The sequence below is a fragment of the Rhodococcus sp. NPDC054953 genome (assembly GCF_053609225.1).
Window position 1 is genome coordinate 47916 of sequence record NZ_JBSGXD010000022.1, and the last position, 24225, is coordinate 72140.

Genomic DNA, 24225 nt, shown 5'->3' on the forward strand with positions numbered 1-24225 from the left:
GCGGGGTGTGCGTGCCGGGTGTGCAGCACGTGTCGCCGCGGTCACCGATGAACTCTAGCCCGTCGGTCCGCCGCCGTTGAGCAGGGCATACCCGGGAGTAACGTGATCGGGTGTGTCGCCCGATGCCGAACCTCCCGCCGCGGAACCCGTCGACCTCGCCGCCATGCGGGTCGCGTACGCGGCGCAGGGCGTGAATTCGCCTGCCCACGAACTGAACCTGGACGTGGCGACCGTCGCCGACGGCTGGTTGCCGCTGCTGCAGCGGTGGATCGATCAGGCGCGGGAGGCGGGGACGCCCGAGCCGAACGCGATGGTGCTGGCGACCGTCGACGCGGACGGCTGCCCGGCGTCGCGGACCGTGCTCTGCAAGGGCGTTTCCGAGGACGGCCTGGTCTTTTACACGAACTATCGGTCGAACAAGGCTCGCCAGCTGGACCGCTCCCCGCACGCGTCGGCGACCTTCGCGTGGACCGCGTTCGCGCACCAGGTCACGGTGCGCGGTGAGGTGACGCGGGTACCGGACGCGGTGACCGAGGAGTACTGGCGGACCCGGCCCCGAGGGTCGCAGCTCGGTGCGTGGGCGTCGGATCAGTCCGCGCCGATCGAGTCGCGGGCGGCGCTCGATGCCCGGCTGGTCGAGGTCACCGAGCGGTTTGCCGACCACGACGAGATCCCGCGACTGCCGGGCTGGGGCGGATTCCTGCTCCGGCCGCGGACCGTCGAGTTCTGGCAGGGCCGGGCCAACCGGATGCACAACCGGGTGCTGGTCACCCGCGCTGGCACCGGCTGGACCGCTGAGCGCCTGCAGCCGTGACGGAACTGCGGAAACGTCGGCTGCTGGCCGACGTCACCCCGCTGCGCGAGCCGCACTACCGCCGACTCTGGGTCTCCGGCATCGTCACGGTGATCGGTGCGCAGCTCAGTGTCGTCGCGGTGCCGCAGCAGGTGTACGAGATCACCCGCAGTTCCGCGTACGTCGGGTTGACCGGCGTGTTCGGGTTGGTGCCGCTGATCGTGTTCGGGCTGTGGGGCGGCGCGCTGGCGGACGCGATGGATCGCCGCCGCCTGATCACGATCACCACGCTCGGGCTGATCGTGACGTCGGTGCTGTTCTGGGCCCAGGCAGCGGCAGGGCTCGACAACGTGTGGCTGGTCCTCGGCCTGTTCGCGCTGCAGCAGGCGTTTTTCGCGGTGAACCAGCCGACCAGGGCGGCGATCATCCCGCGCCTGATCCCCGGCGAGCAGCTTCCCGCCGCGAACTCGCTGAACATGACGGTGGTGCAGTTCGGGGCGATCGCGGGGCCACTGCTCGCCGGGGTGCTGATTCCGTCGGTCGGGCTGGCCAGCCTGTATCTGATCGACTCGATCGCGCTGCTGGCCACGCTGTGGGCGGTGCTGGCACTGCCCGCGCTGCCGCCGCTCGGCGCGACGACGCGGGCGGGGCTGCGGTCGGTGCTCGACGGCTTCGCCTACCTGTCCACGCAGAAGGTGCTGCTCGCATCGTTCGTCGTCGACATCATCGCGATGGTGTTCGGCATGCCGCGGGCGCTGTTCCCGCAGATCGCGCACGAGACGTTCGGTGACCCGGTGTCCGGCGGGGTCGCGCTCGGGCTGCTGTTCGCGGCGATGTCCGCGGGCGCCGTGGTCGGCGGGGTCTTCTCCGGGTGGCTGCCCCGGGTCAGCTACCAGGGTCGCGCTGTGGTGGTGTGCATCGCGCTGTGGGGTGTCGCGATGATCGGCTTCGGGGTTGCCGTCGGACTCGAGGATCCGGACGGCGGACCGTTGCTGCTGTGGATCGCGCTCGCGTTCCTCGCCCTCGGTGGCGCGGTGGACATGATCTCGGCCGCGTTCCGGTCGACGATGCTGCAGCAGGTCGCCCCCGACGACATGCGCGGACGGTTGCAGGGCGTGTTCATCGTGGTCGTCGCGGGTGGCCCGCGGATCGGTGACGTGCTGCACGGCGCCGCCGCGTTCGCGTTCGGGACCGCGGTCGCGGCCGCGGGCGGGGGCGTGCTGGTCGTCGTCGGCGTGGCGATCGCGTGCCTGCTGCTGCCCGCCTTCCTGCGGTATCGGGTGAAGCGACCGCGGCCCGTGTGAGTCCGCGGTGTCGGATCATGCGTGCCGCCGGCACGAAACCGGTGGCGCGGTCCCGCATTTCATGGACACTGGGGCCCATGCAGTCGCCCGGGTACGAGATCAGGTTCGGTGACCACCGCGCGGAGGTGGTCGCGCGGGGCGCCGGGCTGCGGATGCTCACCCACCGGGATCGGGCGTTGACCGAGACGTGGACCACCCCGGATCCGCCGCTATCCGCGGGCCAGGTCCTTGCGCCGTGGCCGAACCGGATCCGCGACGGCCGGTTCCGCTTCGACGGCGTCGACCATCAGCTGGCCGTGACCGAACCGGCGCGCGAGAACGCCATCCACGGGCTCGTCCGCCGCGACGACTGGCAGCTCGTCGCGCAGTCCGAGCGACGCGTCGAGCAGACCATCCGGATCGGACTGCACAAGGGGTGGCCGTATCCGCTGCAGCTGACCGTCGTGCACGAACTCGGTCCGGACGGACTGACCGTCACCCACACCGCGACCAATGTCGGTGCGACCCCCGCGCCGTTCGGGCTGGGAGTGCACGCCTACCTGCGGGTCGGTGACGTCCCACTCGACGAGTGCACGCTGCGGCTTGCCGCGGGCACCCGGTTGCCGCTGGACCCGGAGCGGCTGCTGCCGAACGGGCCGTCGCGGTCGGTGTACGACACCGACTACGACTTCACCGCGGCCCGGCCCCTCCGCGGGGTCGTCCTCGACGCGCCGTTCAGCTCGATCGTGCCCGACCCGGACGGTCGGGCCCGGCACGAGTTGCTGGCCCCCGACGGGTCCGGTGTCGTGCTGTGGACCGACAACAAGTTCGGGTGGGTTCAGGTGTTCACCGCGGACCCGGCGCAGGGGCACGGCTATCCGGGTCGGGGCCGGGCGCTCGCCGTCGAACCGATGACCTGCCCACCGGACGCGTTCAACTCCGGGATCGACGAGGTGGTGCTGGTGCCCGGCCAGAGCTGGTCGGGCAGCTGGGGCATCGGCGCGGTCTAGTCAATCGCCTGGTCAGGACATTTCGTTACGGTGCGGGTCGCGCGAAACCGTGACCCACCCTGGGCGGCTGCGGGCAACTGCGACTAGGTTCTCTAGACGACTGACTATTGCAACTCGCATAGCCTCGAGTTTGAGAGGGATCCTCCGTGCCCGCTGTCGATGACACCACGCCCACACTCAGCTACCCGGGTGGCGCACACTCGATGTCCATTGCCAAAGCAACCGAAGGCAACGACGGCATCGAGCTGGGCAAGCTTCTTTCCGCGACGGGGTACACCACCCTCGATCCGGGATTCGTCAACACCGCCTCCACCAAGTCGGCGATCACGTACATCGACGGTGACCAGGGGATCCTGCGCTACCGCGGGTACCCGATCGAGCAGCTCGCGGAGGGGTCGACCTTCCTCGAGGTCAGCTACCTGCTGATCTACGGTGAGCTGCCGACCGCCGACGAACTGGCTGCCTTCACCACCCGCATCCAGCGGCACACCCTGTTGCACGAGGATCTCAAGCGGTTCTTCGACGGCTTCCCCCGCAACGCGCACCCGATGCCGGTGCTGTCGTCCGCGGTGAACGCGCTGTCCGCGTACTACCAGGATTCCCTCGACCCCGACGATCCGGAGCAGGTGGAACTGTCCACCACCCGGCTGCTGGCGAAGCTGCCGACGATCGCCGCCTACGCGTACAAGAAGTCCGTCGGGCAGCCGTTCCTATACCCGGACAACTCGCTGTCGCTGGTGGAGAACTTCCTGCGGATGACGTTCGGCTTCCCCGCCGAGCCGTACGCGGTGGACCCGGAGGTCGCCAAGGCGCTCGACATGCTGCTGATCCTGCATGCCGACCACGAGCAGAACTGCTCGACGTCGACGGTGCGGATGGTCGGCTCGTCGGACGCCAACCTGTTCACCTCGGTGTCCGCGGGCATCAACGCGCTGTGGGGCCCGCTGCACGGCGGCGCAAACCAGGCCGTCCTCGAGATGCTCGACGAGATCAAGGCGGGCGGCGGCGACGTCAAGGAGTTCGTCCGCAAGGTCAAGAACAAGGAAGACGGCGTGAAGCTGATGGGCTTCGGGCACCGCGTCTACCGGAACTACGACCCGCGCGCGGCGATCGCCAAGAAGTCGGCGGACACCATCCTCGCCAAGCTCGGCGGCGACGACGAACTGCTCGACATCGCGAAGGCCCTCGAGGAGGCCGCGCTCACCGACGAGTACTTCATCGAGCGCAAGCTGTACCCGAACGTGGACTTTTACACCGGTCTGATCTACCGCGCGTTGGGCTTCCCGACGCGCATGTTCACCGTCCTGTTCGCGATGGGCCGGCTGCCCGGCTGGATCGCGCACTGGCGGGAAATGCACGAGGATCCGGCCACCAAGATCGGCCGTCCGCGGCAGATCTACACGGGCTACACCGAACGCAACTACGTCGAGCTGGGGAACCGCTGACCATGAGCAATGCACCCGAAATTGAGCCCTGGGACGGCCCGGCACCGACCGAGCTGGTCATCGAGGACATCACCGTCGGCGACGGCGCCGAGGCGACGCCCGGCGCGAAGGTCGAGGTCAACTACCACGGTGTCGAACTCGACAGCGGCGAGGTCTTCGACTCCTCGTTCCTGCGCGGCGAGTCGATCACGTTCCCGCTCGCCGGCCTGATCGCCGGCTGGCAGGAGGGCATCCCCGGCATGAAGGTCGGTGGCCGCCGCAAGCTGGTCATCCCGCCGGAGCTGGCCTACGGTCCGGCCGGGTCCGGCCATCAGCTGTCCGGTCGGACGCTGATCTTCGTGATCGACCTGCTCGGTGTCGTCGTCCCGCCGCCGGTCCCCGAGGTGGAGCCCGCGTCCGGCCCGGCGCCGACCGAGCTGGTCGTCGAGGACATCACCGTCGGTGACGGGCCCGAGGCGCAGCGTGGCGGCGTCGTCGACGTGCACTACCACGGCGTCGAGTACGACACGAACGCCGTGTTCGACTCCTCCTTCCAGCGGGGTGACTCGGTGAAGTTCCCGCTCGGGCGCCTGATCCCGGGCTGGCAGGAGGGCATCCCCGGCATGAAGGTCGGTGGCCGCCGCAAGCTGACCGTGCCGCCGGAGCTGGCCTACGGTCCTGCCGGGTCCGGCCATCAGCTGTCGGGCAAGACGCTGGTCTTCATCATCGACCTGCTCGGCACCAACTAGATCCACCCGCACGGGGGCCCCGAGTCGCGAACGCGACGCGGGGCCCCCGTCGTCTCACACCCCGTCCACCCCCACCCCACCCCCGCCCCCGTGTCCGTTGAATGGGGGTTCATGTGCGAGTTCGGGCTTGCGGATGACGCATGAACCCCCATTCAATGCTTGTCGGGCGGGAGTCAGGGGCGGGCCGGGAACTCGAACACCAACCGGGCCCCGCCGAGCGCGCCGTCCTCGAACCAGGCTCGGCCACCGTGCAATTGGGCCTGCTGCTCCACCAGCGCCAGGCCGAGCCCCGAGCCGCTCGCGGTGGCGGCGGCGCCGCGCCGGAACCGTTCGAAGACGACCTCGCGTTCCGCCTCGGGGAGGCCGCGGCCGTTGTCGTCGACGGTCAACCGGACGGTGCCGTCGCCGTCCCGGTGCACCGCGAGCACCACGTCGGTGGCCCCGCCGTGCCGCACTGCGTTCGCGATCGCGTTGTCGATGGCCAGCCGCATGCCGGCAGGTAGACCGGGGATCACCAGCGACGGGCCCGCCTCGACCCGGACCGTCACGTTCGGGTGCTGCCGCTCGGCGTCGTGAGCGGCGGCATCGCACAGCTCGACGAGGTCGGTGGGAACGTGGTCGCGGTCGCTGGACAGTTCACCGGAGGCGAGCCGTTCGAGTGCGGACAGGGTGGACTCCACCCTGCCCTGGGTCCGCTCCAGGTCGCCCAGGATCTCCCGCCGCTGCGACTCGTCGAGCTCCAGGGTGGTCAGCACCTCGATGTCGGTGCGCATCGCGGTCAGCGGGGTCCGCAGCTCGTGCGCGGATGCGGCGGCGAAGTCGCGGGCCGTCTCGAGTGCCGCCTCCGTCCGGTGCTGTGCTTCGGCGATCCGGCCGAGCATCTTCTCGATCGCCATCGCCAGTTCCTCGGCCTCCCGGACACCCGACACCTTCGCGGGTTGCGGTGCGTCCCTGGCGATCTGGTTCGTCAACTTCACGATCGGGCGGACCGCCCGTCCACCGAACACCCAGCCGAGCCCGGTCGCGGCCGCGATCGCGAACACCCCGGCGATCAGCACCCACTTCCGTTGATCGGTCGTCACGTCCCGTGCCTCGGATGCGGGGACGGCGAGCGACATCAGCATCGGCGAGTGCGGGATCGGGGTGGTGTCGACGCGGTAGTCGGTGCCGTCCACCCGGACCGTCGCGGCGCCCTCGTCGAGGGCGGGCATCCGGGTGGGGGTGCTGGCGATCACGTCCCCCGTTCCGGTGGACCGGATGGTGACGGCAAAGGCGCCGCCGTCACCGAACGACGACAGCACCGCCGCCGCGGTCGCGACATTGGGGACCAGCACGCTCGACGCGGTGTCCAGCCTGCGGTCCAACTGCGCGATGTTGTTCCGCGAGATCGCGAACGAGGTGAAGATGCCAAGCAACGCGACGATGACGGTGGCGCCGAGCGCGGCGGCAGCGGCGACGCGGGCGCGCAGGGAATACGAGCGGCGGCGGGGCATCGCGGATCAGGCCGGGTCGCGGAGGACGAAGCCGACACCGCGGACGGTCTGCAGGATCCGCGGATGCCCGTGCGCCTCGAGCTTGCGGCGCAGGTACCCGACGAACACGTCGACGACATTGGTGTCGGCGACGAAGTCGTAGCCCCACACCAGCTCCAGCAGCCGCTCCCGGGTCAGCACGACGCCGTGATTGCGGACCAGCACCGCGAGCAGCTCGAATTCCCTTTTGGTGAGGTCAATCTCGTGGCCGCCGAGCACGGCCCGACGCCCGGGCAGGTCCATCACCAGCTGCCCGACGGTGAGGGTGCCGGGGACGCTGCCGGACGACTCTGCGGGAGCGACCGGGGCGGCGCGCCGACGCAGCATCGCGTTGATCCGGGCGACCAGTTCCGCGAGGACGAACGGCTTGACGAGGTAGTCGTCGGCACCGGCCTCAAGTCCGGCCACCCGATCGTCCACCGAGGCGCGCGCGCTGAGCACACAGATCGGGATGTCGTTGCCCATCGCCCGCAGCGCCGTCACGACGCTGGCGCCGTCGAGGACCGGCATGTTCATGTCCAGCACCACCGCGTCCGGCGAACGATCCGCGACAACGGCGAGGGCCTTCGCCCCGTCGGTGGCGGTGAGGATGGTGAACCCGGACAGCCGAAGTCCCCGACGCAGCGAGGCGAGCACGTCCTCGTCGTCGTCGACCACCAGGACGGTTGCGGATGAGGTCTCGGTCACCCCGCCATTGTGCCTGCAGGCGGCGGGGTGGCTGTGCCGGTCGTCACTGACCGGGACCGAGCAGCCGCGCGAGGGCGTCGAGGACGGCGGGGTCCTCGATCGTCGACGGCACGGTGTAGTCCTCGTGGTCGGCGATCTGCCGCATCGTCTTGCGGAGGATCTTGCCGGAGCGCGTCTTCGGCAGCGCCTGCACGACCGTCACGTCGCGGAAGGTGGCGACCGCGCCGATCTGGTCGCGGACCATCGCGACGAGGTCCTTGCGCAGCACCTCGTGGTCGATGTCGGCGCCCGCCTTGAGCACCACGTAGCCGCTGGGCCGCTGACCCTTGAGGTCGTCCTTGATCCCGACGACCGCGCACTCCGCGACCGCGGCATGCTGTGCAACAACGGCTTCCATCGCGCCGGTGGAGAGGCGGTGCCCGGCGACGTTGATCACGTCGTCGGAGCGGCCGAGGACGAAGACGTAGCCGTCGGCGTCGATGTAGCCGGAGTCGCCGGTGAGGTAGTAGCCCGCGAACGTCGACAGGTACGACTTGACGTAGCGCTCCTCGTCGCGCCACAGCCCGGCCAGGGTGCCGGGGGGCAGCGGCAGCCCGATCACGATGTTGCCCTCGGTCCCCGGCTCGACCTCGGTGCCCTCGCCGTCGACGATCTGCACCCGGTAGCCGGGCACCGACACCGTCGGGGAGCCCGCCTTAATCGGCATCGGCTCGAGCCCGCGCAGGTTCGCGCAGATCGCCCAGCCGGTCTCGGTCTGCCACCAGTGGTCGATCACCGGCATGCCGAGCTTCGCGGTCGCCCACTCGTAGGTGTCGGGGTCGAGCCGCTCCCCGGCCGCGAACAGCGTCACCAGGCTGGAGACGTCGTACTTGGCGAGCTCGGCGGCGTCCGGGTCCTCCTTGCGGATCGCCCGGATCGCGGTCGGCGCGGTGAACAGGGCCCGCACCCGATGCTGCTCGACGACCCGCCAGAAGGCGCCCGCGTCGGGTGTGCCGACCGGCTTGCCCTCGTAGACGATCGTGGTCGCGCCGACCAGCAGCGGCGCGTACACGATGTAGGAGTGCCCGACGACCCAGCCCACATCGGAGGCCGTCCACATCGTCTGGCCCGCGCCGATGTCGTACAGGTTGCGCATCGACCAGGCCAGCGCGACCGCGTGCCCGCCGTTGTCCCGGACCACGCCCTTCGGCTTCCCGGTGGTGCCGGAGGTGTACAGGATGTACAGCGGATCGGTCGCGGCCACCGGCACACAGTCGGCGGGTTCGGCGTTCGCGATCTCGGTGTCCCAGTCCAGCCAGCCGTGGTCGGCGGCCGCGCCGGGGATCTGCTCACGGTCCTTGACGATGACCGTCGCCGGCGCGTTGTCGGTCAGGCCGAGGGCCCGCGCCACCATCGGCAGGTACTCGATGGTCCGGCCCGGTTCGAGGCCGCCGGACGCGGTGATGAGTGCCGTCGGCTCGGCGTCGTCGATGCGGGCGGCGAGCTCGGCGGCGGCGAACCCGCCGAACACCACCGAGTGCACGGCGCCGATCCGGGCGCAGGCGAGCATCGCGATCGCCGCCTCCGGGATCATCGGCATGTAGATGACGACGCGATCGCCCGCGGTGATGCCCCTGGCGGCGAGGACACCGGCGAACCGGGACACCTCGTCGAGCAGGTCGGCATAGCTGTAGGTGCGGGTGGTGCCGATCATCGCCGAGTCGTAGATCAGCGCGGCCTGCTCGCCCCGCCCCGCGGCGACGTGTCGGTCGAGGGCATTGAAGCAGGTGTTGAGGGTCGCGTCCGGGTACCAGCGGTACATCGGCGCCGCGGAGTCGTCGAGGGCCTTCGTCGGGGCGCTGACCCAGTCGATCGCCTCGGCGGCCTTCAGCCAGAAGCGCTCCGGATTCTCGACGCTCTCCGCGAACGCGGCGGCGTAGGCCCCGGCCTGCTCGACTGCACTCATCGACTTGTGTCCTCTCGATCGCGGGTGCTGCGCACTACACCCTAGGGGACCGCGACGCCCGAACCGGCCGGTCACGCGCGAAAGCACGGAGGAGTCGTCGGGTGGTCGCGAACGGTCGGTGAATGGTCAGTCGTCGCTGCGTGGGAGGAGGCCGTCGAGATCGGAGACGACGTAGGCGGTGTTGCCGCTCTCGGCTTCCGAGTCGACGATCTCGGTCAGCCACGGCAGCGTGACGGGGTCGGTGATCCGCTCGCCCGTGACGAGGTCGTACTGCGCGAAGGTCGGAGCCGCATGCAGGTCGAGTGCGCTGACCGTGGTGCCGGACACCGATGCAATGTTCACGTCCGCGCCGGGAATCGTCCACTCCGACCGTGCCTGCGCAGGCCCGCCGAGCGGCATCGATAGCACCGTCCCGCTCTGGGTGAGCCAGTACAGGCGGTCCCCGACGACGGTCAGGGAGCCGCGGCTCGTCGCGGGTGACTGCCCTGCCAGCTCGACCGGCTCGGCGGTGCGTTCCCCGTCGGCCAGTCGGGTTCGGACCAGCACCAGCCCGCGCTCCCCGCCGTCGGGCGGGGGAGGCGGCCGGTGCAGCGAGAGCAGCGCCGAACCGTCCGCGGTGCAGACCGCCGACGCCGACGCCGCGGAGAAGTCGGGGTCGAGTCGCCAGCGTCCGCGCTCGACCGGCTCGCCGCCCGCCGGCAACTCGACCAGCCGGAACAGCCACCGTCCGTCGGCGTCTGCGAGCTCGCGGCCCTGGGTCAGTGCGACCGCGCGGTCGCCGCATTGCGCGGCGACCTCGACGACGCCGGGCACCGCACCGGTCGTGGCCGTGCCGTCGGTGTCGATCGCGACGTAGGTGCTTTCCCCGCCGCTGTTGAACCAGATCGTGGCCGCACCGTTCGCCGGATCGTTCGCCGCCGCGGTCACCATGTGCTCGTCGATTCCGACTTCGGCGCGGCCAGCGGGGGTCAGGGTCGTCACCGCATCGGCCGAGACCATTGTCAACCGCCCCGCGGACGCCACCGCCTGTGTCGCATAGACATCGTTGCCTTCGAGGCGTCCGACGACGTCCCCGTCCGCGTCGAACAGGAAGGTCAGGGACCGGTTCTGGTTCAGGAGGTCGGTGGTTTCCAGGCCAGCGGGGGTGACCGACACCGCGCCGACCGCGGCCGCGGGCAGCGCGTCGAGGTCGGCCCCGGGATAGTCGCGTGATCCGCAGGCCGCAATCGCGGTCGCGGCGATCACCAGCCCTACTGCCCGAATTGTGGTGCGCACCCTCGCCATGTCGCCGAATCTAGCGTGCGGCCGCGGTGCCCCGCGAACGTTACGGTGGGAGCCATGACGCTGCTCGCCGAAGACCTGCTGCTGCTCCTGCTCGACGATGACACCGGCAAGCCGGTGGTGGACGGGATGGTGCTGCCCCGGGCATTGGCCGGGGCGGTGCTGCTCGAGCTGACGCTCGACGGGGTGGTGGAGCCCGCCGACGGCACCGGCGCGGTGAAGAAGGGGCGGCTGGTGCTGCGGAATCGGACGGCCCCGCTGGATCCGATTCTCGCGCACGCGGTCGCGCAGCTGCGTGGGTCGAAGCCGATGAAGCCGGAGGCGGCGATCGAGAAGCTCGGCACGAACCTGCGGGAGGCGGTGCTGGGGCGGATCGTCGAGCGCGGATGGGTCAGCGAGTCGACGGGCAAGCTGCTCGGCATCTTCCCGACCAAGACGTGGCCGTCGGTCGACGCGACCCACGAGCGGGTGGTGCGCGGCAGGCTCCGGGCTGCCCTGGTCGACGGTGGCGAGCCCGATCCGCGCACCGCGGCGCTGATCGCGTTGCTGTCCGCCGCCGACGCCGTCCCGCGGGTGCTGCCCGACGTCAAGAAGAAGGCGGTCCGGGCGCGCGCCAAGGAGATCGCGCACGGCAATTGGGCCGCCGCGGCCGTCCGCCAGTCCGTCGATGTCGTCAACGCCGCCGTGATCGCGGCGGTGGTCGTGCCCGCCGTCGCCGCCGGCGGCTCGTAGTCGCGAGAGCGGTGGATTCCTCCCGGGTCGTGGGGGGATCCGCCGCTGTCAGGCGGGCGGCAGGCCGAGGGTGCGGTAGCGGGCGATGCGCGTCGCGTAGCGGTGCTCCGCGGGAAGCGCGGTGAGGGTGGCGAGTTCGCGGGCGATCGCCTCCCCGACCCGCTTCGAGAATCCGATCGGCTCGTCCGCTGCGTCCGGGAGTTCCGGGATCACCGCGTCGATCACGCCGTCCCGGAGCAGGTCCCGGGACCGGATGCCTTGCGCCTCGGCCATTCTCGGGGCGTGACCGGTGTCGCGGTGCACGATCGCGCTCGCCCCCTCCGGGGGGAGCGGCGCGAGCCAGCCGTGCTGTGCGGCGAGCACCCGATCGGCGGGCAGCAGGGCGAGCGCGCCACCCCCGGTGCCCTGGCCGAGCAGCACCGACACCGTCGGGGTGTCCAGGGTGACGAGATCGGCGAGGCAGCGCGCGATCTCGGGTGCCAGCCCCCGTTCCTCCGCCTCCCTGGACAGGGACGCACCGAGGGTGTCGATCACCGACACCAGCGGGATGCCCAGCTCCCCGGCCAGTTTCATCGCCCGACGCGCCTCGCGCAGCGCGCCGGGGCCCATCGTGGTCTCGGGGGACTGGCCGCTGCGGTCCTGCCCGAACAGCACGCACGGCTGCCCCCGGAATCTGGCCAGGGACACCAGCACCGTGGTGTCGGTCTCGCCTTGGCCGGTCCCGGACAGCGGCACCTGTTCGGTCGCCGCGTACCGGAGCAGCTGCCGGATGCCGGGTCGGTCCGCCCGCCGCGACAGCATCACCGACTGCCAGGCGGGAACGTCGGGGAGCTCGGCGCGGGCTGGCTGCTCGTCGACGAAGGGGTCCGTCTCCCCGGTCATCACCCGCAGCGCGCGATGCACGAGGTGCCGCAACCATTTTGGCGCGACCACACCGTCGATGACGCCGTTCGCGTACAGGTTCTCCGCGGTCTGCACCCCCGCCGGGAACTCCTCCCCGTACAGGGCTCGGTAGACGCGGGGGCCGAGGAACCCGACCAGGGCGCCCGGTTCGGCGACGGTGACGTGCCCGAGCGACCCCCACGACGCGAATACCCCGCCGGTGGTCGGGTTGCGCAGATACACCAGGTACGGCAGTCCCGCGGTCTTGTGCACCGTGATCGCGGCGGCAATCTTCACCATCTGCACGAACGCGAGCGTGCCCTCCTGCATCCGGGTTCCGCCCGAGGTCGGGGAGGCTAGCAGCGGCAACCCCTCGGCCGTGGCGCGTTCGACCGCGGTGACGATGCGTTCGGCTGCGGCGACACCGATCGACCCGGCGAGGAACCCGAACTCGCACGCGATCACCGCGACCCGGCGTCCGCGGACCGTGCCCTCACCGGTGAGCACCGACTCGTCGAGTCCCGTCTTCGCCCGGGCGGCGGCCAGGTCGGCGCGGTAGCCCGCGTCGGCGGCCACCTCGACCGGTGCGGTATCCCAGGATCGGTAGCTGTCGGCGTCGAGCACCAGGTCGAGCACGTCGGGTGCGGACAGTCGCGCGGGCATGTCCGGAGCCTACTTCGCCGGGGTCTACCGTCCGAACGCTTCCCGCCAGGAGACCGTCTTGCCGACCCGCAGGATCGAGCGCTGATAGATCTTCGCGGCGATGAACGATGCGGCGCCGGTCGCGGCCAGCATGATGACGATGGTTCCGATCACCTGGCCGGGGCTCGCGACCCCCGCCGCGATCCGCAGCGGCATCAGGATCGCGGAGAACGGCGGGATCCAGCTCAGCACGGTGCTCAGTGTGCCGTCGGGGTTGCCGACCGCGGAGAACGCGGCGAAGAACATCGCCATGATCAGCAGCATCAGCGGCATCGCCGTCGAGTTGACGTCCTCCTGCCGGGAGACCATCGACCCGGCCGCCGCGTAGAGCACCGCGAAGAACGCGAACCCGAGAACGAACCAGCCGAGCGTGGACGCGAACACGGCCAGCGCGGTACCGGTGACGGTGATCAGTCCGGTCGCCAGTCCCGCCGTGACACCGGCGATGCCGTACGCGGTCAGCTGCACCAGGCCGACGGCCCCGATCCCGATGATCTTGCCCCACAACAGCTGCAGCGGACGCAGCGTCGAGAGCAACAGTTCGACGACGCGGCTGGACTTCTCCTCGACGACCCCCATCGCGACGTACATGCCGAAACCGAGGATCTGCATGTACAGCAGGGCGATGGCGGTGACGGACAGCACGACGCGCTGCCCCTTCTCCGGGTCGGGGGGATCGATCGGGTCGACGGTGACGACCGCGGCGGCGGTGGCGTCGCCGAGCCGCGCCAGGTCGACACCCTGCTCCTCGAGGGCGCGTTGCTGCGCCTGCCCGGCGACGGCGACGTCGAGGACGGTCCGCAGTCCGGTGTCGAGCTCGGATTCGGTGACCGCGACGGCGGATCCGTCGGCGGCCGCGATCAGCGCGACGTCCAGGTCGCCTGCCATGACCCGGTCCCGCGCGGTCCGCTCATCGGGGATCGAGGTGACCTCGACCGCGGTCCCGGACTGATCGCCGGTGGCCTCGAGCAGGGCGCCGAGTGCCGGCGCTCCGACGAGACCGATTGTGGCCCGGTCGGGTTCGTCGTCTCCGGAGAAGATCGACACACCGACGATGCCGCCGACGATGGCGAGCAGGATGACCAGGTTGCTGATCAGGAAGCTCTTCTTACGCACCTGGGTGTGAAATTCACGCCGGGCGACCAGGGTGACGGCCCGCGCATTGCCCAGCGACGGGTGTTGGGGAGCCTGCGTCGGGGCGCTCATCCGGCGACCACCTCTCGGAACAGTTCGGTCAGGGACGGTCGATGCCGGGAGAATTCGTGCACCGGGCCGGTGTTCAGCGCGGCGGCAAGCACGCCCTGGTCGTCGACCCCGGGATCGAGTGCCAGCACCGTGCGCCCGTCGGTGCGGTCGAGCGTGCGGACCCCGGCCAGGTGGTCGCTCCACCCGTCGGGTGCCGCCGGGGCGTGCACGAGCAGCTGGGTGCCTGCCCCGCCGCGCAGCTCGTCCACCGTGCCGAGGGCGCGCATCCGGCCGGAGGCGATGATGCCGACCCGGTGGCAGAGACGCTGCACCAGGTCCAGCTGATGGCTCGAGAAGATAACCGGGACACCGGTGTTCGCCTTCTCGACCAGAGTTTCGCTCATCACGTCGACGGCGACTGGGTCGAGCCCGGAGAAGGGCTCGTCGAGCACCAGCACCGCCGGGTCGTGGACCAGGGCGGCGGCCAGCTGCACGCGCTGCTGGTTGCCGAGGCTGAGGGAGTCGACGGTGTCGCCGAGCCGATGGTCGATGCCGAGGCGTTCGGTCCAGCGGGCGACCGCGGCACGGGCCCCGCTCCGGGACAGGCCGTGCAGCTCGGCGAGATAGGTCAGCTGCTCGCCGACCTTCATCTTCGGATACAGTCCCCGCTCCTCGGGCATGTAGCCGATGGTGCGCCGCACGTCGAGGTCCACCGGGCGGCCACCGAGGCTGACGCTTCCCCCGTCCGCGGTCAGCACCCCGAGGATGATCCGCATCGTGGTGGTCTTGCCTGCCCCGTTGGAGCCGACGAACCCGAAGATCTCACCGGGATTGACCTCGAAGCTCAGGTCGTCGAGGGCGGTCACGTCCCCGTAGCGTTTCGAGACGTGTTCGATGGCAAGGGTGTTTCCGCTCACGGTGTCTCCTGGCGGTCGTGTGGTGTGCGGTCATCGGGTGTGCGGTCGAGTTCGCTGTCGGAGTCCGGGTCGGGCCGCGTCCAGGAGAGGATCATGGTCGGTGAGCAGCCCCCGATCAGCAGGCTGGTGAGGGTGAGCAGGCCCCCGGTGTAGGCCATCGTGGTGTGGTCGCCGCCGGTGATCACGCTTCCCACGATCAGGTAGGTGAGCGGAATCGCCATGAACCACTGGGTGACACTCAGTCCGATGGACCGGGCAGCGTTGCGCTGCTGCGCCTCCCACTCGTCGAGCGCACCGGCAGGCGCGTCACCGAGTTGGCCAGCGACGATCGCGATCGAGATCCAGATCGGGAAGAACAGCAGGCAGGCCGGGAGCCAGAGCAGCGGGGCCATGGTGAAGAAGTGGCACAGGACGCCCACCAGGTACATGATCGCGAAGGCGGCGCAGAGGGCGAGCACGAGGAGTCGTCGTCGGTGCCGGGTCCGCCAGTTCGGCAGCATCGTCTGCCACTTCTCCGAGTTCGCGAGGAAGCGTCTCGTCCGGTACGCCTGATACCGCTCGATCAGGGTCGCCTCAGGCGCCACGGCCTTCTCCTTCCGTCGTGTCGCGCCGGTAGTACTCGGCCGACAGCGGGGTGAATTCGGTCCGGGAGAACACCGCCTCGATCGGCAGCGCGAACACCTCGCAGATGCGCAGTGCCAGGTCGAGGCTCGGGTAGTGGTCCCCGCGTTCGAGGGCTCCCACGGTCTGGGGGTTGACCTCGATCAGCGTCGCGAGCTGGGCGCGGCTGAGTGAGCGCTCGGCGCGCAGCACCGCAATGCGGTTGAAGATCGGTCGGGCTTCCCCGCGACGCACCGGACTCATGCACTGCAGTGTTGGGAAAACACAACAGCCTGTCAAGTTTTTCCGCATTTTCGGCGTGGCGCGCAGTGCCCGTGTCCACGCCGCAACGCCTGTGTGCACACCCCGAGTGCCGCGTGCACACGGGGTTTCGGCGCGCATTACCCGTGTGCACGCTCCAGTACCCGTGTGCACAGGGGTTTGGCGGCGGGGGGAGCGGGGCGCGGGCCGCCTATTCCTCGGTCAGCCGTCCGCCGTCCATCCGCCACCGACGGGTGCTGCGCATCGTGTCCAACATCCGCCGGTCGTGGGTGACGAGCAGCAGCGTCCCGGTGTACGAGTCCATCGCCTGCTCGAGCTGCTCGATCGCGGGCAGGTCGAGGTGGTTGGTCGGCTCGTCGAGCACGAGCAGGTTCACCCCGCGGGCCTGCAGCAGGGCGAGGGCTGCCCTGGTGCGCTCGCCGGGCGACAGCGAGTCCGCGGGACGCAGCACGTGCTGCCCGCGGAGGCCGAACTTCGCGAGCAGGGTCCGCACGTCGGCATCGGGCCAGTCGGGCACCTGCGCACCGAACGCGGCCACCAGCGGCTCGCCGCCCTCGAACAGTCCGCGCGCCTGGTCCACCTCGCCGACCGCGACACCGGAACCCAACGTCGCGGTGCCCTCGTCCGGCGCGAGCCTGCCGAGCAGCACGCCGAGCAGTGTCGACTTGCCGGAGCCGTTCGGTCCGGTGACGAGAATGCGGTCACCCCACTCGATCTGGGCATGAATCGGGCCGAGTTGGAACGTTTCACGGTGAACCACCGCGCCGGTCAGCGTCGCGACGACCGCACCGCTGCGCGGCGCGTCCGCGATCTCCATCCGCAGCTCCCACTCCTTGCGGGGCTCCTCGACCACCTCGAGCCGCTCGATGCGGCGTTGCGTCTGCCGGGCCTTCGCGGCCTGCTTCTCGGTGGACTCGGCGCGCGCCTTGCGTCCCATCTTGTCGGAGTCGGCGCCCTTCGCCTTCCGTCGGGTGTTGCGGACGCCGTGCTCAAGCCAGTTGCGTTGCATCTGGGCGCGCGACTCGAGCCCGGCCTTGGTGTCCGCGTACTCCTCGTAGCGCTCCCGCGCGTGCCTGCGGGCGACGGCCCGCTCGGCAAGGTACGACTCGTAGCCGCCGTCGTACACCGCGATCTGTTGCTGGGCGAGGTCGAGCTCGACGATGCCGGTGACGGTGCGCGCCAGGAACTCTCGATCGTGACTGACCACCACCACGCCGGTGCGGGTCTCGGCAACGAACCGCTCCAGGCGCTCCAGGCCGTCCAGGTCCAGATCGTTGGTCGGCTCGTCGAGCAGCAGGACGTCGTACCGCGACAGCAGCAGCGCCGCCAGCCCGACGCGGGCGGCCTGCCCGCCGGACAGGGCGGTCATCTCGGCGTCCAGTCCCGCGGTGAGGCCGAGGTCGTCGAGGATTTGTCCGGACCGCTCGTGCAGGTCGGCGCCACCGAGCCCGAGCCAATGTTCCAGCGCGTGCGCGTACCGGTCGTCGCCGCCCGGCTCGGTCAGCGTTTCGGCGGCGGCGTTCATCTCCGTCTCGGCGTCGGTGACGCCGGTGCGGCGACCGAGGTACGCCTCGACGGTCTCGCCGGGGATCCGCTCGGGTTCCTGCACGAGGTGGCCGACGGTCGCGTCCGGCGGGCTGAGGGAGACGGTGCCCTCGACGTCGGCGGTGGTGTCGCCGGAGAGGATGGACAGCAGGGTGGACTTGCCCGCACCGTTCGCGCCGACCAGGCCGATCACGTCCCCGGGTGCGACCACGAGATCGAGCCCGGTGAACAGGGTGCGGTCGCCGCGGGCGGCGGAGACGTCGTCGGCGTGCAGGGTGGCGCTCATGGGGGGGATTGTCTCAACCGCCGCCCCGACGGGAACAAACCGGCAGGCCCGGGACGTTCGCCCAGCATGACCTCTGTGCATCCGGTACCGAACGTGACCCTCTCCGACGGCAACGTCGTTCCCCAGGTCGGGTTCGGGGTCTGGCAGGTCCCCGACGACGACACCTACACGGCGGTGACCAGCGCGCTGAGCATCGGCTACCGGAGCATCGACACCGCGGCGATCTACGGCAACGAGGTCGGCACCGGCCGTGCGATCGCCTCGTCCGGGATCCCGCGCGACGAGTTGTTCGTGACCACCAAGTTGTGGAACAACGCCGCGCAGCCGTGGACCCGGGACGGCGTGTTCTTCGAGTTCGAGGCGTCCCTCGACCGGCTCGGCCTCGACCATGTCGACCTCTACCTGATCCACTGGCCGCGTCCGATGCGGGACGACTACCGCGCCATCTGGCGGGCGTTCACCGAGCTGAAGTCGGACGGCAGGGCCCGGTCCATCGGTGTCTCCAACTTTCAGCCAGCACAGCTGCGCACGATCATCGACGACACCGGCGTGGTACCGGTGGTCAACCAGGTGGAGGTCCATCCCGACTTCGCGCAGGCGGAGCTGCGGGCGGTGCACGCCGAGCTCGGCATCGTGACCGAGGCGTGGTCGCCGCTCGGGCAGGGCAAGGGCCTGCTCGATGACCCCGTGCTCGCCCGGATCGCGGAGAAGCACCAGCGGTCGACGGCGCAGGTCGTGTTGCGCTGGCATCTGCAACTCGGCACCGTCGTCATCCCGAAGTCGGTGACCCCCTACCGCATTCGGCAGAACATCGAGTTGTTCGACTTCGAGCTGGACGCGGATGACCTCGCGGTGATCGCGGGGTTGGACGCGGGCAACCGCCTCGGCGGCGATCCCGCCACCTTCGACATGGGATAGCCTGAACAGGTATTTCTGATCACGATTCGGCATTCCGTGCACGGAGATTCCACAGATTCCGCACAGTCGGCTAACTCGGAGCCATCGGCGATGCGGGCCGGTTCCCGGTGCGGCGACAATCCGAGTCGTGACATGAGTCGACCGGCGCACCGACACCACGGTGCCGGTCGACTTCGGCAAACGTAGGGGATGGTGGGGATGCGGACGGAAACCGGCTCGACGGCAGTGGCGCGGCAGGAGGGGGCGGCGGCGACGCCGACGCGGCCTCGCCGGTCCGCGGCTCGGCCCGGCACGACCACGCCCGTCGCCCCGCCCGGTGTGCAGGCCCCGATGCAACCACGGGTGCCCGCCCGATCGAGCACCCGCACGCCAACCCGGCCGCCGGTCTGGGCGCTGGTGCCGGGAGCTCAGTTCGCGGGTGACCGCTATCGACTGCTCGAACGGTGCGGCGGGAGCACCGGCGTCGCGTTCTGGCGAGCCCATGACACCGTCCTCGCCAGGGACGTCGCCCTCACCGTCGTCGAGGCGCGGGAATCGTCCGCTGCCGGGTTCCTCGATCGCACCGGCTGGTTGTGCCGTACCGGTGACGGTGCGCAGCCGCGGCCGGGTCGCACCGAGGCGGTGCCCGCCGTCCTCGACATGTTCGAGGCCGACGGCTGCGCCGTTGTGGTGTCCCAGTGGAAGCAGAGCCACGCGCTTGGCCTGGTCAGGGTCGGCCGGCCCGCGGACGCGGCCGAATCGGTGGCCCTGCTCGCCGGGGTGGTGCGCGACGCCAACCGCGCGGGGGTGTGCATCGGGATCGACCATCCGAGCCGGATCCGGGTGGACGCCGACGGCATCGCCTACCTGGCGTTCCCCGGGGTCCCCGCGCAGGCAACGCCGCGCGACGACGTGCGCGGACTCGGCAACGTCCTGTCCGAACTGCTCACCGGCATGCACCACACGGGCACCGGAAGACCGCTCTCCCCGAGCGCGGTGCGCCCCGACGTGTCCCCGGCGCTGTCCGGCCTGATCGTCGATGCCGTCGGGTCGGGCGACCTGGGCGCGGACCGGGTGGTGCAGGTGCTGGACGAGGTGATCGCCGCCGCCCCCGCGGTGCCGGCCGCGCCGGAGGCGACCGCGGACCACCCCGGCGCGGAATCGGAGGCCGAGCCCGGAACCGGGGACGCGCGGACCCCCCTGGCGACCTGGGGGCCGTACCTGGCGGGCGGTGTGCTGCTGATCGTCCTCGCGACCGTCGGCTGGTTCGTCGGGGTCTCCCTGATCTGACGCGCCCGACCCGGCCCGGTCGTGGCGTGTCGCCCGGGTGTTCCGCTCGCACAGGCTATGGTCGGGCAAACATTCTGGGGCAGGGGAACGGACGGGTGCACGGGGAGAACATCGGAGCGTTGACCGAACGCTTCGCCGGCGGCATCAGCATGGCCGGGCGGGACGGCCTCGACACCCTGTCCGGGATGTGCCGCTTCAGCGCCGACGACCCGTCGACGTTCGCGGCGACGATGATTTCCGTCGATCTGGGATCCGTCCGGGTGAACCGGATGCGCTCGACCGCCGTCGCCGGGGTGCGGGGATCGGGGCAGCTCCACGACCCCATGTCGGGCTACGTCGCCGTCGCCTGCATTCTGGCGGGTTCCATTGTGCTGGAACAGAATCAGTCAGTTCATCGGGTGAATGAGGGCGATGCGCTGTGCGTCGACTTCGGGCGGCCGCTCGCCATCGACATCGCCGAGGGGAGTGACCTCGTCTTCGCCTACCTGCCGCGACCGCTGGTGCTGTCCCGGTCCGTCGACCCGCGTCGGTTCGGTGGCGCCGCGCTGCCGGGTTCGGTGACCGGCGCCGTCCTCGCCGGGATGCTGGGCCCGCTGACCGCACGCCGGATGCACCCGGGCGAGGTGGCGCTGATCGAGCACGCGGTCGTGGACCTCGCCGTCGCGGTGCTGCGGGAGGCGCACCCGTTCCGCGGGCAACCCGAGGACGGGGCGTCGGGTCTGCGTTCGCGCGTGCACGAGGTCATCGAGCAGAACTTCACCGACCCGGCGTTCAGCGTCGAGCAGGTGGCGGCCACCGTCAACGTCAGCAGTCGCTACCTGCACAAGGTGATGGAGTCGGAGGAGCAGTCGGTGTACGGGCTGATCCGGCGGCGCCGCGTCCGCTGCGGCGTCGACCTGCTCGCCGACCCGTCGCTGTCGGGACTGTCGATCGGGCAGATCGCCCGCCGCAGTGGCTTCGCTGGGCTGAGTCAGTTCGGGCGCGCGGTCCGTGCGGTCACCGGCACGTCGCCGAGGGAGCTGCGCCGGCGCGCGACCGGCACCGGATGACCCCTGTGCACACGGGTGGTGCGGCGTGCGCGGGGGTTTTCGGCGGGTAGCGGGGGTGTGGGTGCGCGGACACCCGTGTGCACACGGGGGGTGCCGGGGCGCGGGCGGTCGTCAGGTTCCGGTCAGGTGCGCGATCAGTTCCCGCGCCGCGGCCCTGCCGCCGCGGTTCGCGCCGATCGTGGACGCGGACGGCCCGTAGCCGAGCAGGTGCACCCGGGGGTCGGCGGCGACCTGGGTGGCCAGCCGCCCGGTCATCGTGATCCCGCCGCCGGGGCCGCGCAGCCGCAGCGGTGCCAGGTGGTCGAGTGAACTGCGAAACCCGGTGCACCACAGGATGACATCGACCTTCTCCTCGGTTCCGTCGGCCCACCGCACCCCGTCGGGGGTGATCTCGCTGAACATCGGCAGCCGGTCCAGTGCGCCACGGTCGCGGGCCGCACGCAGGGCCGGGGTCAGCGGCAGACCCGTCACCGACACCACCGATCCGGGTGGCAGCCCGCGCCGCACCCGGTCCTCGACGACCGCGACGGCGGCCCGCCCCTCGCCGCCGGTGAACGGGGTGTCCCGGAACCGCGGTGGCCTGCGGGTCACCCAGGTCGTTGTGGTGACACGGGAGATCTCGTCCAGCAGTTGCACCGCGGAGATCCCGCCCCCGACGACGAGCACGTGGCTGCCGGTGAACTCGTCCGCGGTCCGGTAGTCACGGGTGTGCAGCATTCGGCCGCGGAACGTCTCGGTGCCCGGATACCGCGGCACGAACGGTCGTTCCCAGGTGCCGGTGGCGTTGATGATGCCGCGCGCGGTCACCGCACCGCCGTCGGTCTCGACGGTCAGCGGCCCGGTCCGGTCGCCGTGGTCGCACACCACCCGGGTGTGCACCGGGCGATGCACGGGCAGGGCGAACCGGCGCTCGTACTCGGCGTAGTAGCGCGGGACCGCCTCGGCGGCCTCGACCTGCTCCGGGGGCGCCGCGTCGAGGACGTCGGTGAACGGCATGCCGGGCAGGTCGTGGACCCGGTTGACGGTGCTCAGCGTCAGCGACGGCCAGCGGAACTGCCACGCGCCGCCCGGCCCCGGCGCGTGGTCGACGATCGCGAACCGGATGCCCGCGGGCGCGCCAAGCCTGCGCAGGTAATAACCCGCGGACAGCCCGGACTGGCCCGCGCCGATCACCACGACATCCACGGACTCCAACATGCTGGCAACCTCCCAGGTCATGACGGTACGGTCACCATCATGATCGGGACCAGCCGGGACGGCGACGTGGTGACCATCGAGTTGCAGCGGGACGAGCGGCGCAACGCCCTCAACACCGAGTTGTGTGTGCTCCTTCGGGACGCCGTCGACGAGGCCGTCGGGCAGGGCGCCCGGGTGCTCGTCCTGACCGGCAGGGGGAGCGCCTTCTGCGCGGGCGCGGACCTGTCCGGCGATGTCTATGCCGACGGGTTCACCGACACGCTGCTGGAGATGCTGCACACCATCGACTCCGTGCCGATCCCGGTGATCGCCGCGGTCAACGGTCCCGCGGTCGGCGCGGGCACCCAGCTGGCATTGGCCTCCGACCTGCGGGTGGTCGCGCCCGGATCGTTCTTCGCGGTGCCCGCGGTGAAGCTGGGCATCTCGGTGGACTCCTGGACGGTCCGGCGGCTCGTCTCGCTGGTCGGTGGCGGGCCCGCGCGCACGGTGCTGCTCGGCGCCGAACAGATCGACGCCGAGCAGGCACTCGGTTTCGGGTTGGCCAACAAGATCGGCGACCTCGCCGACGCGCAGGAGTGGGCCAAGCGGATCGCCGCGCTGGCGCCCCTGTCGCTGCGGCACCTCAAGCTCGTCCTCAACGACGACGGCACGCAGGACGATCCGACACCGGAACAGCTCGAGGCCCTGCACGCGGCCTGGTCGAGCGAGGACATGCTCGAGGCGTCCCGGGCTCGGCAGGAGAAGCGCACCCCGACCTTCCGGGGACGCTGACGTGCGGGCGCGGGGAATGGTCGTCGCGACGCTCGCGGCGGTCGGTGCGGCGGCGCTGGCGCGTGCGGCGTGGGGTATCCCGGGCCAGATCGGCGCGTCGGCGGCCGCGATCGCGCCGCGGGCGGTCGGGTCGGCGCGGTACCGGGACAACAGGTTTCACAACACCGATCCGAGCGTTCCGCTGGCCCGTGGCGACGAGTCCAGCCTGTGGTCCTCGGTGCTGACCCGGCGTCGGCTCGGGCGTCCGCGCCAGCCGATCCCGCTCGCGACGCCGCTCGCCCCGGCCGAGGCCGCGGAGCTGGCGGTCACCTGGTTCGGGCATTCGAGCGCCGTCGTCGAGATCGACGGGTACCGGGTGCTGACGGATCCGGTGTGGAGCCATCGGGTGTCGCCGTCCCCGCTGGTCGGCCCCGCCCGGCTGCACCCGGCCCCGGTCGATGTCGCCGCGCTGCCGCCGGTCGACGCGGTGCTCGTCTCGCACGACCACTACGACCACCTCGACAAGGCGACCGTCCTGTCGCTGCTGCGCACCCAGAGCGCACCGTTCGTGGTGCCCAAGGGAATCGGCGCGCACCTGCGGCACTGGCGGGTGCCGGAGGAGCGGATTGTCGAACTGGACTGGGACGAGCAGGCCACGATCGGGGACCTGGTGCTCACCTGCACGGAGGCGCGGCACTTCTCCGGGCGCGGCCTGCGCCGCAACACCACGCTGTGGTCGTCGTGGGTGGTGCGGGGACCGAACCACGCGGTGTTCTTCGGCGGCGACACCGGGTACACGCCGCGGTTCGCCGAGATCGGGCGGCGGCACGGCCCGTTCGACCTGACCCTGCTCCCGGTCGGAGCGTACGACGAGCACTGGCCGGACGTGCACATGAACCCGGAGGAGGCGGTGCGCATGCACACCGACCTCGGGCGGGGATCGGCCGCGGCGGGGGTGCTGGTTCCGGTGCACTGGGCGACCTTCAACCTGGCGTTCCATCCGTGGGCGGAGCCGATCACCCGGCTGCTGGCCGCCGCCGACCCGGCGGGCGTCACGGTCCGGGTGCCGATGCCCGGGCAGCGGATCGATGTGCTCCGCCCGGGGACTCAGCGGCACTGGTGGTTGCGGCTCGCGTAGGGGCCTGCGGAGGTGATTCGCGGTCCATCGGGAGCCGTCACGTCGCCGGGTTGTCCCGTGGGCCGCGAC

Annotated in this window: 22 protein-coding genes and 1 pseudogene; 12 read left to right on the forward strand and 11 right to left on the reverse strand. The window is 70.9% G+C overall.

Annotated features, from left to right (window positions below):
* Nucleotides 1-112 precede the first annotated feature (112 nt).
* The 6 genes and pseudogenes from pdxH (at nucleotide 113) to ACWF62_RS15500 (ending at nucleotide 5259) form a co-directional block, all read left to right on the forward strand.
* Complete coding sequence (gene pdxH, locus ACWF62_RS15475; RefSeq protein WP_378509000.1) at nucleotides 113-814, forward strand: pyridoxamine 5'-phosphate oxidase; 702 nt, start codon at nucleotides 113-115, stop codon at nucleotides 812-814.
* Nucleotides 811-2097: an MFS transporter gene (locus ACWF62_RS15480; RefSeq protein WP_452630566.1), complete on the forward strand. Its 1287-nt coding sequence runs from the start codon at nucleotides 811-813 to the stop codon at nucleotides 2095-2097. Before pdxH ends, ACWF62_RS15480 begins: the two co-directional genes overlap by 4 nt.
* A 77-nt stretch (nucleotides 2098-2174) precedes the next feature.
* Nucleotides 2175-3086, forward strand: a complete 912-nt coding sequence (locus ACWF62_RS15485; protein ID WP_378570794.1) for an aldose 1-epimerase family protein — start codon at nucleotides 2175-2177, stop codon at nucleotides 3084-3086.
* Nucleotides 3087-3232: 146 nt separating this feature from the next.
* Nucleotides 3233-4531: a citrate synthase gene (locus ACWF62_RS15490; protein WP_452630568.1), complete on the forward strand. Its 1299-nt coding sequence runs from the start codon at nucleotides 3233-3235 to the stop codon at nucleotides 4529-4531.
* A 2-nt stretch (nucleotides 4532-4533) separates the two neighbouring features.
* Nucleotides 4534-4890 (forward strand): annotated as a pseudogene (locus tag ACWF62_RS15495) (FKBP-type peptidyl-prolyl cis-trans isomerase); the annotation flags it as partial.
* On the forward strand, nucleotides 4879-5259 hold the full coding sequence (locus tag ACWF62_RS15500; RefSeq protein WP_378509092.1) for an FKBP-type peptidyl-prolyl cis-trans isomerase: 381 nt from the start codon (nucleotides 4879-4881) through the stop codon (nucleotides 5257-5259). The pseudogene ACWF62_RS15495 and the gene ACWF62_RS15500, both read left to right, overlap by 12 nt.
* A 173-nt stretch (nucleotides 5260-5432) precedes the next feature.
* On the opposite strand, the gene ACWF62_RS15505 is transcribed toward ACWF62_RS15500, so the two are convergent.
* The 4 genes from ACWF62_RS15505 to ACWF62_RS15520 all read right to left on the reverse strand — a co-directional run bounded on the left by ACWF62_RS15505 (nucleotide 5433) and on the right by ACWF62_RS15520 (nucleotide 10707).
* A complete protein-coding gene (locus ACWF62_RS15505) occupies nucleotides 5433-6752 on the reverse strand; it encodes a sensor histidine kinase (RefSeq protein WP_378508996.1) in 1320 nt (439 codons plus the stop codon).
* A gap of 6 nt (nucleotides 6753-6758) precedes the next feature.
* The gene (locus tag ACWF62_RS15510) at nucleotides 6759-7478 is read right to left on the reverse strand and encodes a response regulator transcription factor (protein WP_378570787.1); all 720 of its coding nucleotides are present in this window, start codon (nucleotides 7476-7478) and stop codon (nucleotides 6759-6761) included.
* Between the two features lie 43 nt (nucleotides 7479-7521).
* A complete protein-coding gene (locus tag ACWF62_RS15515) occupies nucleotides 7522-9423 on the reverse strand; it encodes a propionyl-CoA synthetase (RefSeq protein WP_452630569.1) in 1902 nt (633 codons plus the stop codon).
* A gap of 126 nt (nucleotides 9424-9549) precedes the next feature.
* Nucleotides 9550-10707 (reverse strand): hypothetical protein, encoded by a 1158-nt coding sequence (locus tag ACWF62_RS15520; RefSeq protein ID WP_378508993.1) that lies wholly within the window; start codon nucleotides 10705-10707, stop codon nucleotides 9550-9552.
* Between the two features lie 54 nt (nucleotides 10708-10761).
* Between ACWF62_RS15520 and ACWF62_RS15525 the strand changes: the two genes are divergently transcribed.
* Nucleotides 10762-11436 carry a GOLPH3/VPS74 family protein gene (locus tag ACWF62_RS15525; protein ID WP_378508992.1) on the forward strand — a complete coding sequence of 225 codons (675 nt, stop codon included), beginning with the start codon at nucleotides 10762-10764 and terminating at the stop codon, nucleotides 11434-11436.
* Nucleotides 11437-11484: 48 nt separating this feature from the next.
* On the opposite strand, the gene ACWF62_RS15530 is transcribed toward ACWF62_RS15525, so the two are convergent.
* The 6 genes from ACWF62_RS15530 to ACWF62_RS15555 all read right to left on the reverse strand — a co-directional run bounded on the left by ACWF62_RS15530 (nucleotide 11485) and on the right by ACWF62_RS15555 (nucleotide 17835).
* Nucleotides 11485-12981 (reverse strand): carboxyl transferase domain-containing protein, encoded by a 1497-nt coding sequence (locus ACWF62_RS15530; RefSeq protein WP_378570781.1) that lies wholly within the window; start codon nucleotides 12979-12981, stop codon nucleotides 11485-11487.
* Nucleotides 12982-13005: 24 nt separating this feature from the next.
* On the reverse strand, nucleotides 13006-14226 hold the full coding sequence (locus ACWF62_RS15535; RefSeq protein WP_378570779.1) for an ABC transporter permease: 1221 nt from the start codon (nucleotides 14224-14226) through the stop codon (nucleotides 13006-13008).
* Complete coding sequence (locus ACWF62_RS15540) at nucleotides 14223-15122, reverse strand: ABC transporter ATP-binding protein (protein WP_378570777.1); 900 nt, start codon at nucleotides 15120-15122, stop codon at nucleotides 14223-14225. The genes ACWF62_RS15535 and ACWF62_RS15540 overlap by 4 nt, the downstream gene beginning before the upstream one ends.
* Complete coding sequence (locus tag ACWF62_RS15545) at nucleotides 15119-15706, reverse strand: hypothetical protein (RefSeq protein WP_452630570.1); 588 nt, start codon at nucleotides 15704-15706, stop codon at nucleotides 15119-15121. Before ACWF62_RS15545 ends, ACWF62_RS15540 begins: the two co-directional genes overlap by 4 nt.
* Nucleotides 15696-15986 (reverse strand): helix-turn-helix transcriptional regulator, encoded by a 291-nt coding sequence (locus ACWF62_RS15550; RefSeq protein WP_378570773.1) that lies wholly within the window; start codon nucleotides 15984-15986, stop codon nucleotides 15696-15698. Before ACWF62_RS15550 ends, ACWF62_RS15545 begins: the two co-directional genes overlap by 11 nt.
* A gap of 208 nt (nucleotides 15987-16194) precedes the next feature.
* On the reverse strand, nucleotides 16195-17835 hold the full coding sequence (locus ACWF62_RS15555; RefSeq protein WP_378505520.1) for an ABC-F family ATP-binding cassette domain-containing protein: 1641 nt from the start codon (nucleotides 17833-17835) through the stop codon (nucleotides 16195-16197).
* 66 nt (nucleotides 17836-17901) lie between these two features.
* Between ACWF62_RS15555 and ACWF62_RS15560 the strand changes: the two genes are divergently transcribed.
* From ACWF62_RS15560 to ACWF62_RS15570, 3 genes are all read left to right on the forward strand, one after another.
* Nucleotides 17902-18753, forward strand: coding sequence for an aldo/keto reductase (locus ACWF62_RS15560; RefSeq protein WP_378570769.1), 852 nt, complete (start codon nucleotides 17902-17904; stop codon nucleotides 18751-18753).
* Between the two features lie 342 nt (nucleotides 18754-19095).
* On the forward strand, nucleotides 19096-20022 hold the full coding sequence (locus ACWF62_RS15565) for a hypothetical protein (protein ID WP_452630571.1): 927 nt from the start codon (nucleotides 19096-19098) through the stop codon (nucleotides 20020-20022).
* Nucleotides 20023-20141: 119 nt separating this feature from the next.
* On the forward strand, nucleotides 20142-21071 hold the full coding sequence (locus ACWF62_RS15570; protein WP_452630572.1) for a helix-turn-helix domain-containing protein: 930 nt from the start codon (nucleotides 20142-20144) through the stop codon (nucleotides 21069-21071).
* 111 nt (nucleotides 21072-21182) lie between these two features.
* Here the strand turns inward: ACWF62_RS15570 and ACWF62_RS15575 are convergent, their stop codons facing one another.
* Nucleotides 21183-22268 carry an NAD(P)-binding domain-containing protein gene (locus ACWF62_RS15575; RefSeq protein WP_378570802.1) on the reverse strand — a complete coding sequence of 362 codons (1086 nt, stop codon included), beginning with the start codon at nucleotides 22266-22268 and terminating at the stop codon, nucleotides 21183-21185.
* Between the two features lie 39 nt (nucleotides 22269-22307).
* On the opposite strand from ACWF62_RS15575, the gene ACWF62_RS15580 reads away from it, so the two are divergent.
* Both ACWF62_RS15580 and ACWF62_RS15585 read left to right on the forward strand, forming a co-directional pair.
* Entirely contained in the window at nucleotides 22308-23039 is a 732-nt protein-coding gene (locus tag ACWF62_RS15580; RefSeq protein ID WP_378505524.1) for an enoyl-CoA hydratase, read from the forward strand.
* Nucleotides 23040-23055: 16 nt separating this feature from the next.
* Nucleotides 23056-24156 (forward strand): MBL fold metallo-hydrolase, encoded by a 1101-nt coding sequence (locus ACWF62_RS15585; protein WP_378506025.1) that lies wholly within the window; start codon nucleotides 23056-23058, stop codon nucleotides 24154-24156.
* Nucleotides 24157-24225 lie beyond the last annotated feature (69 nt).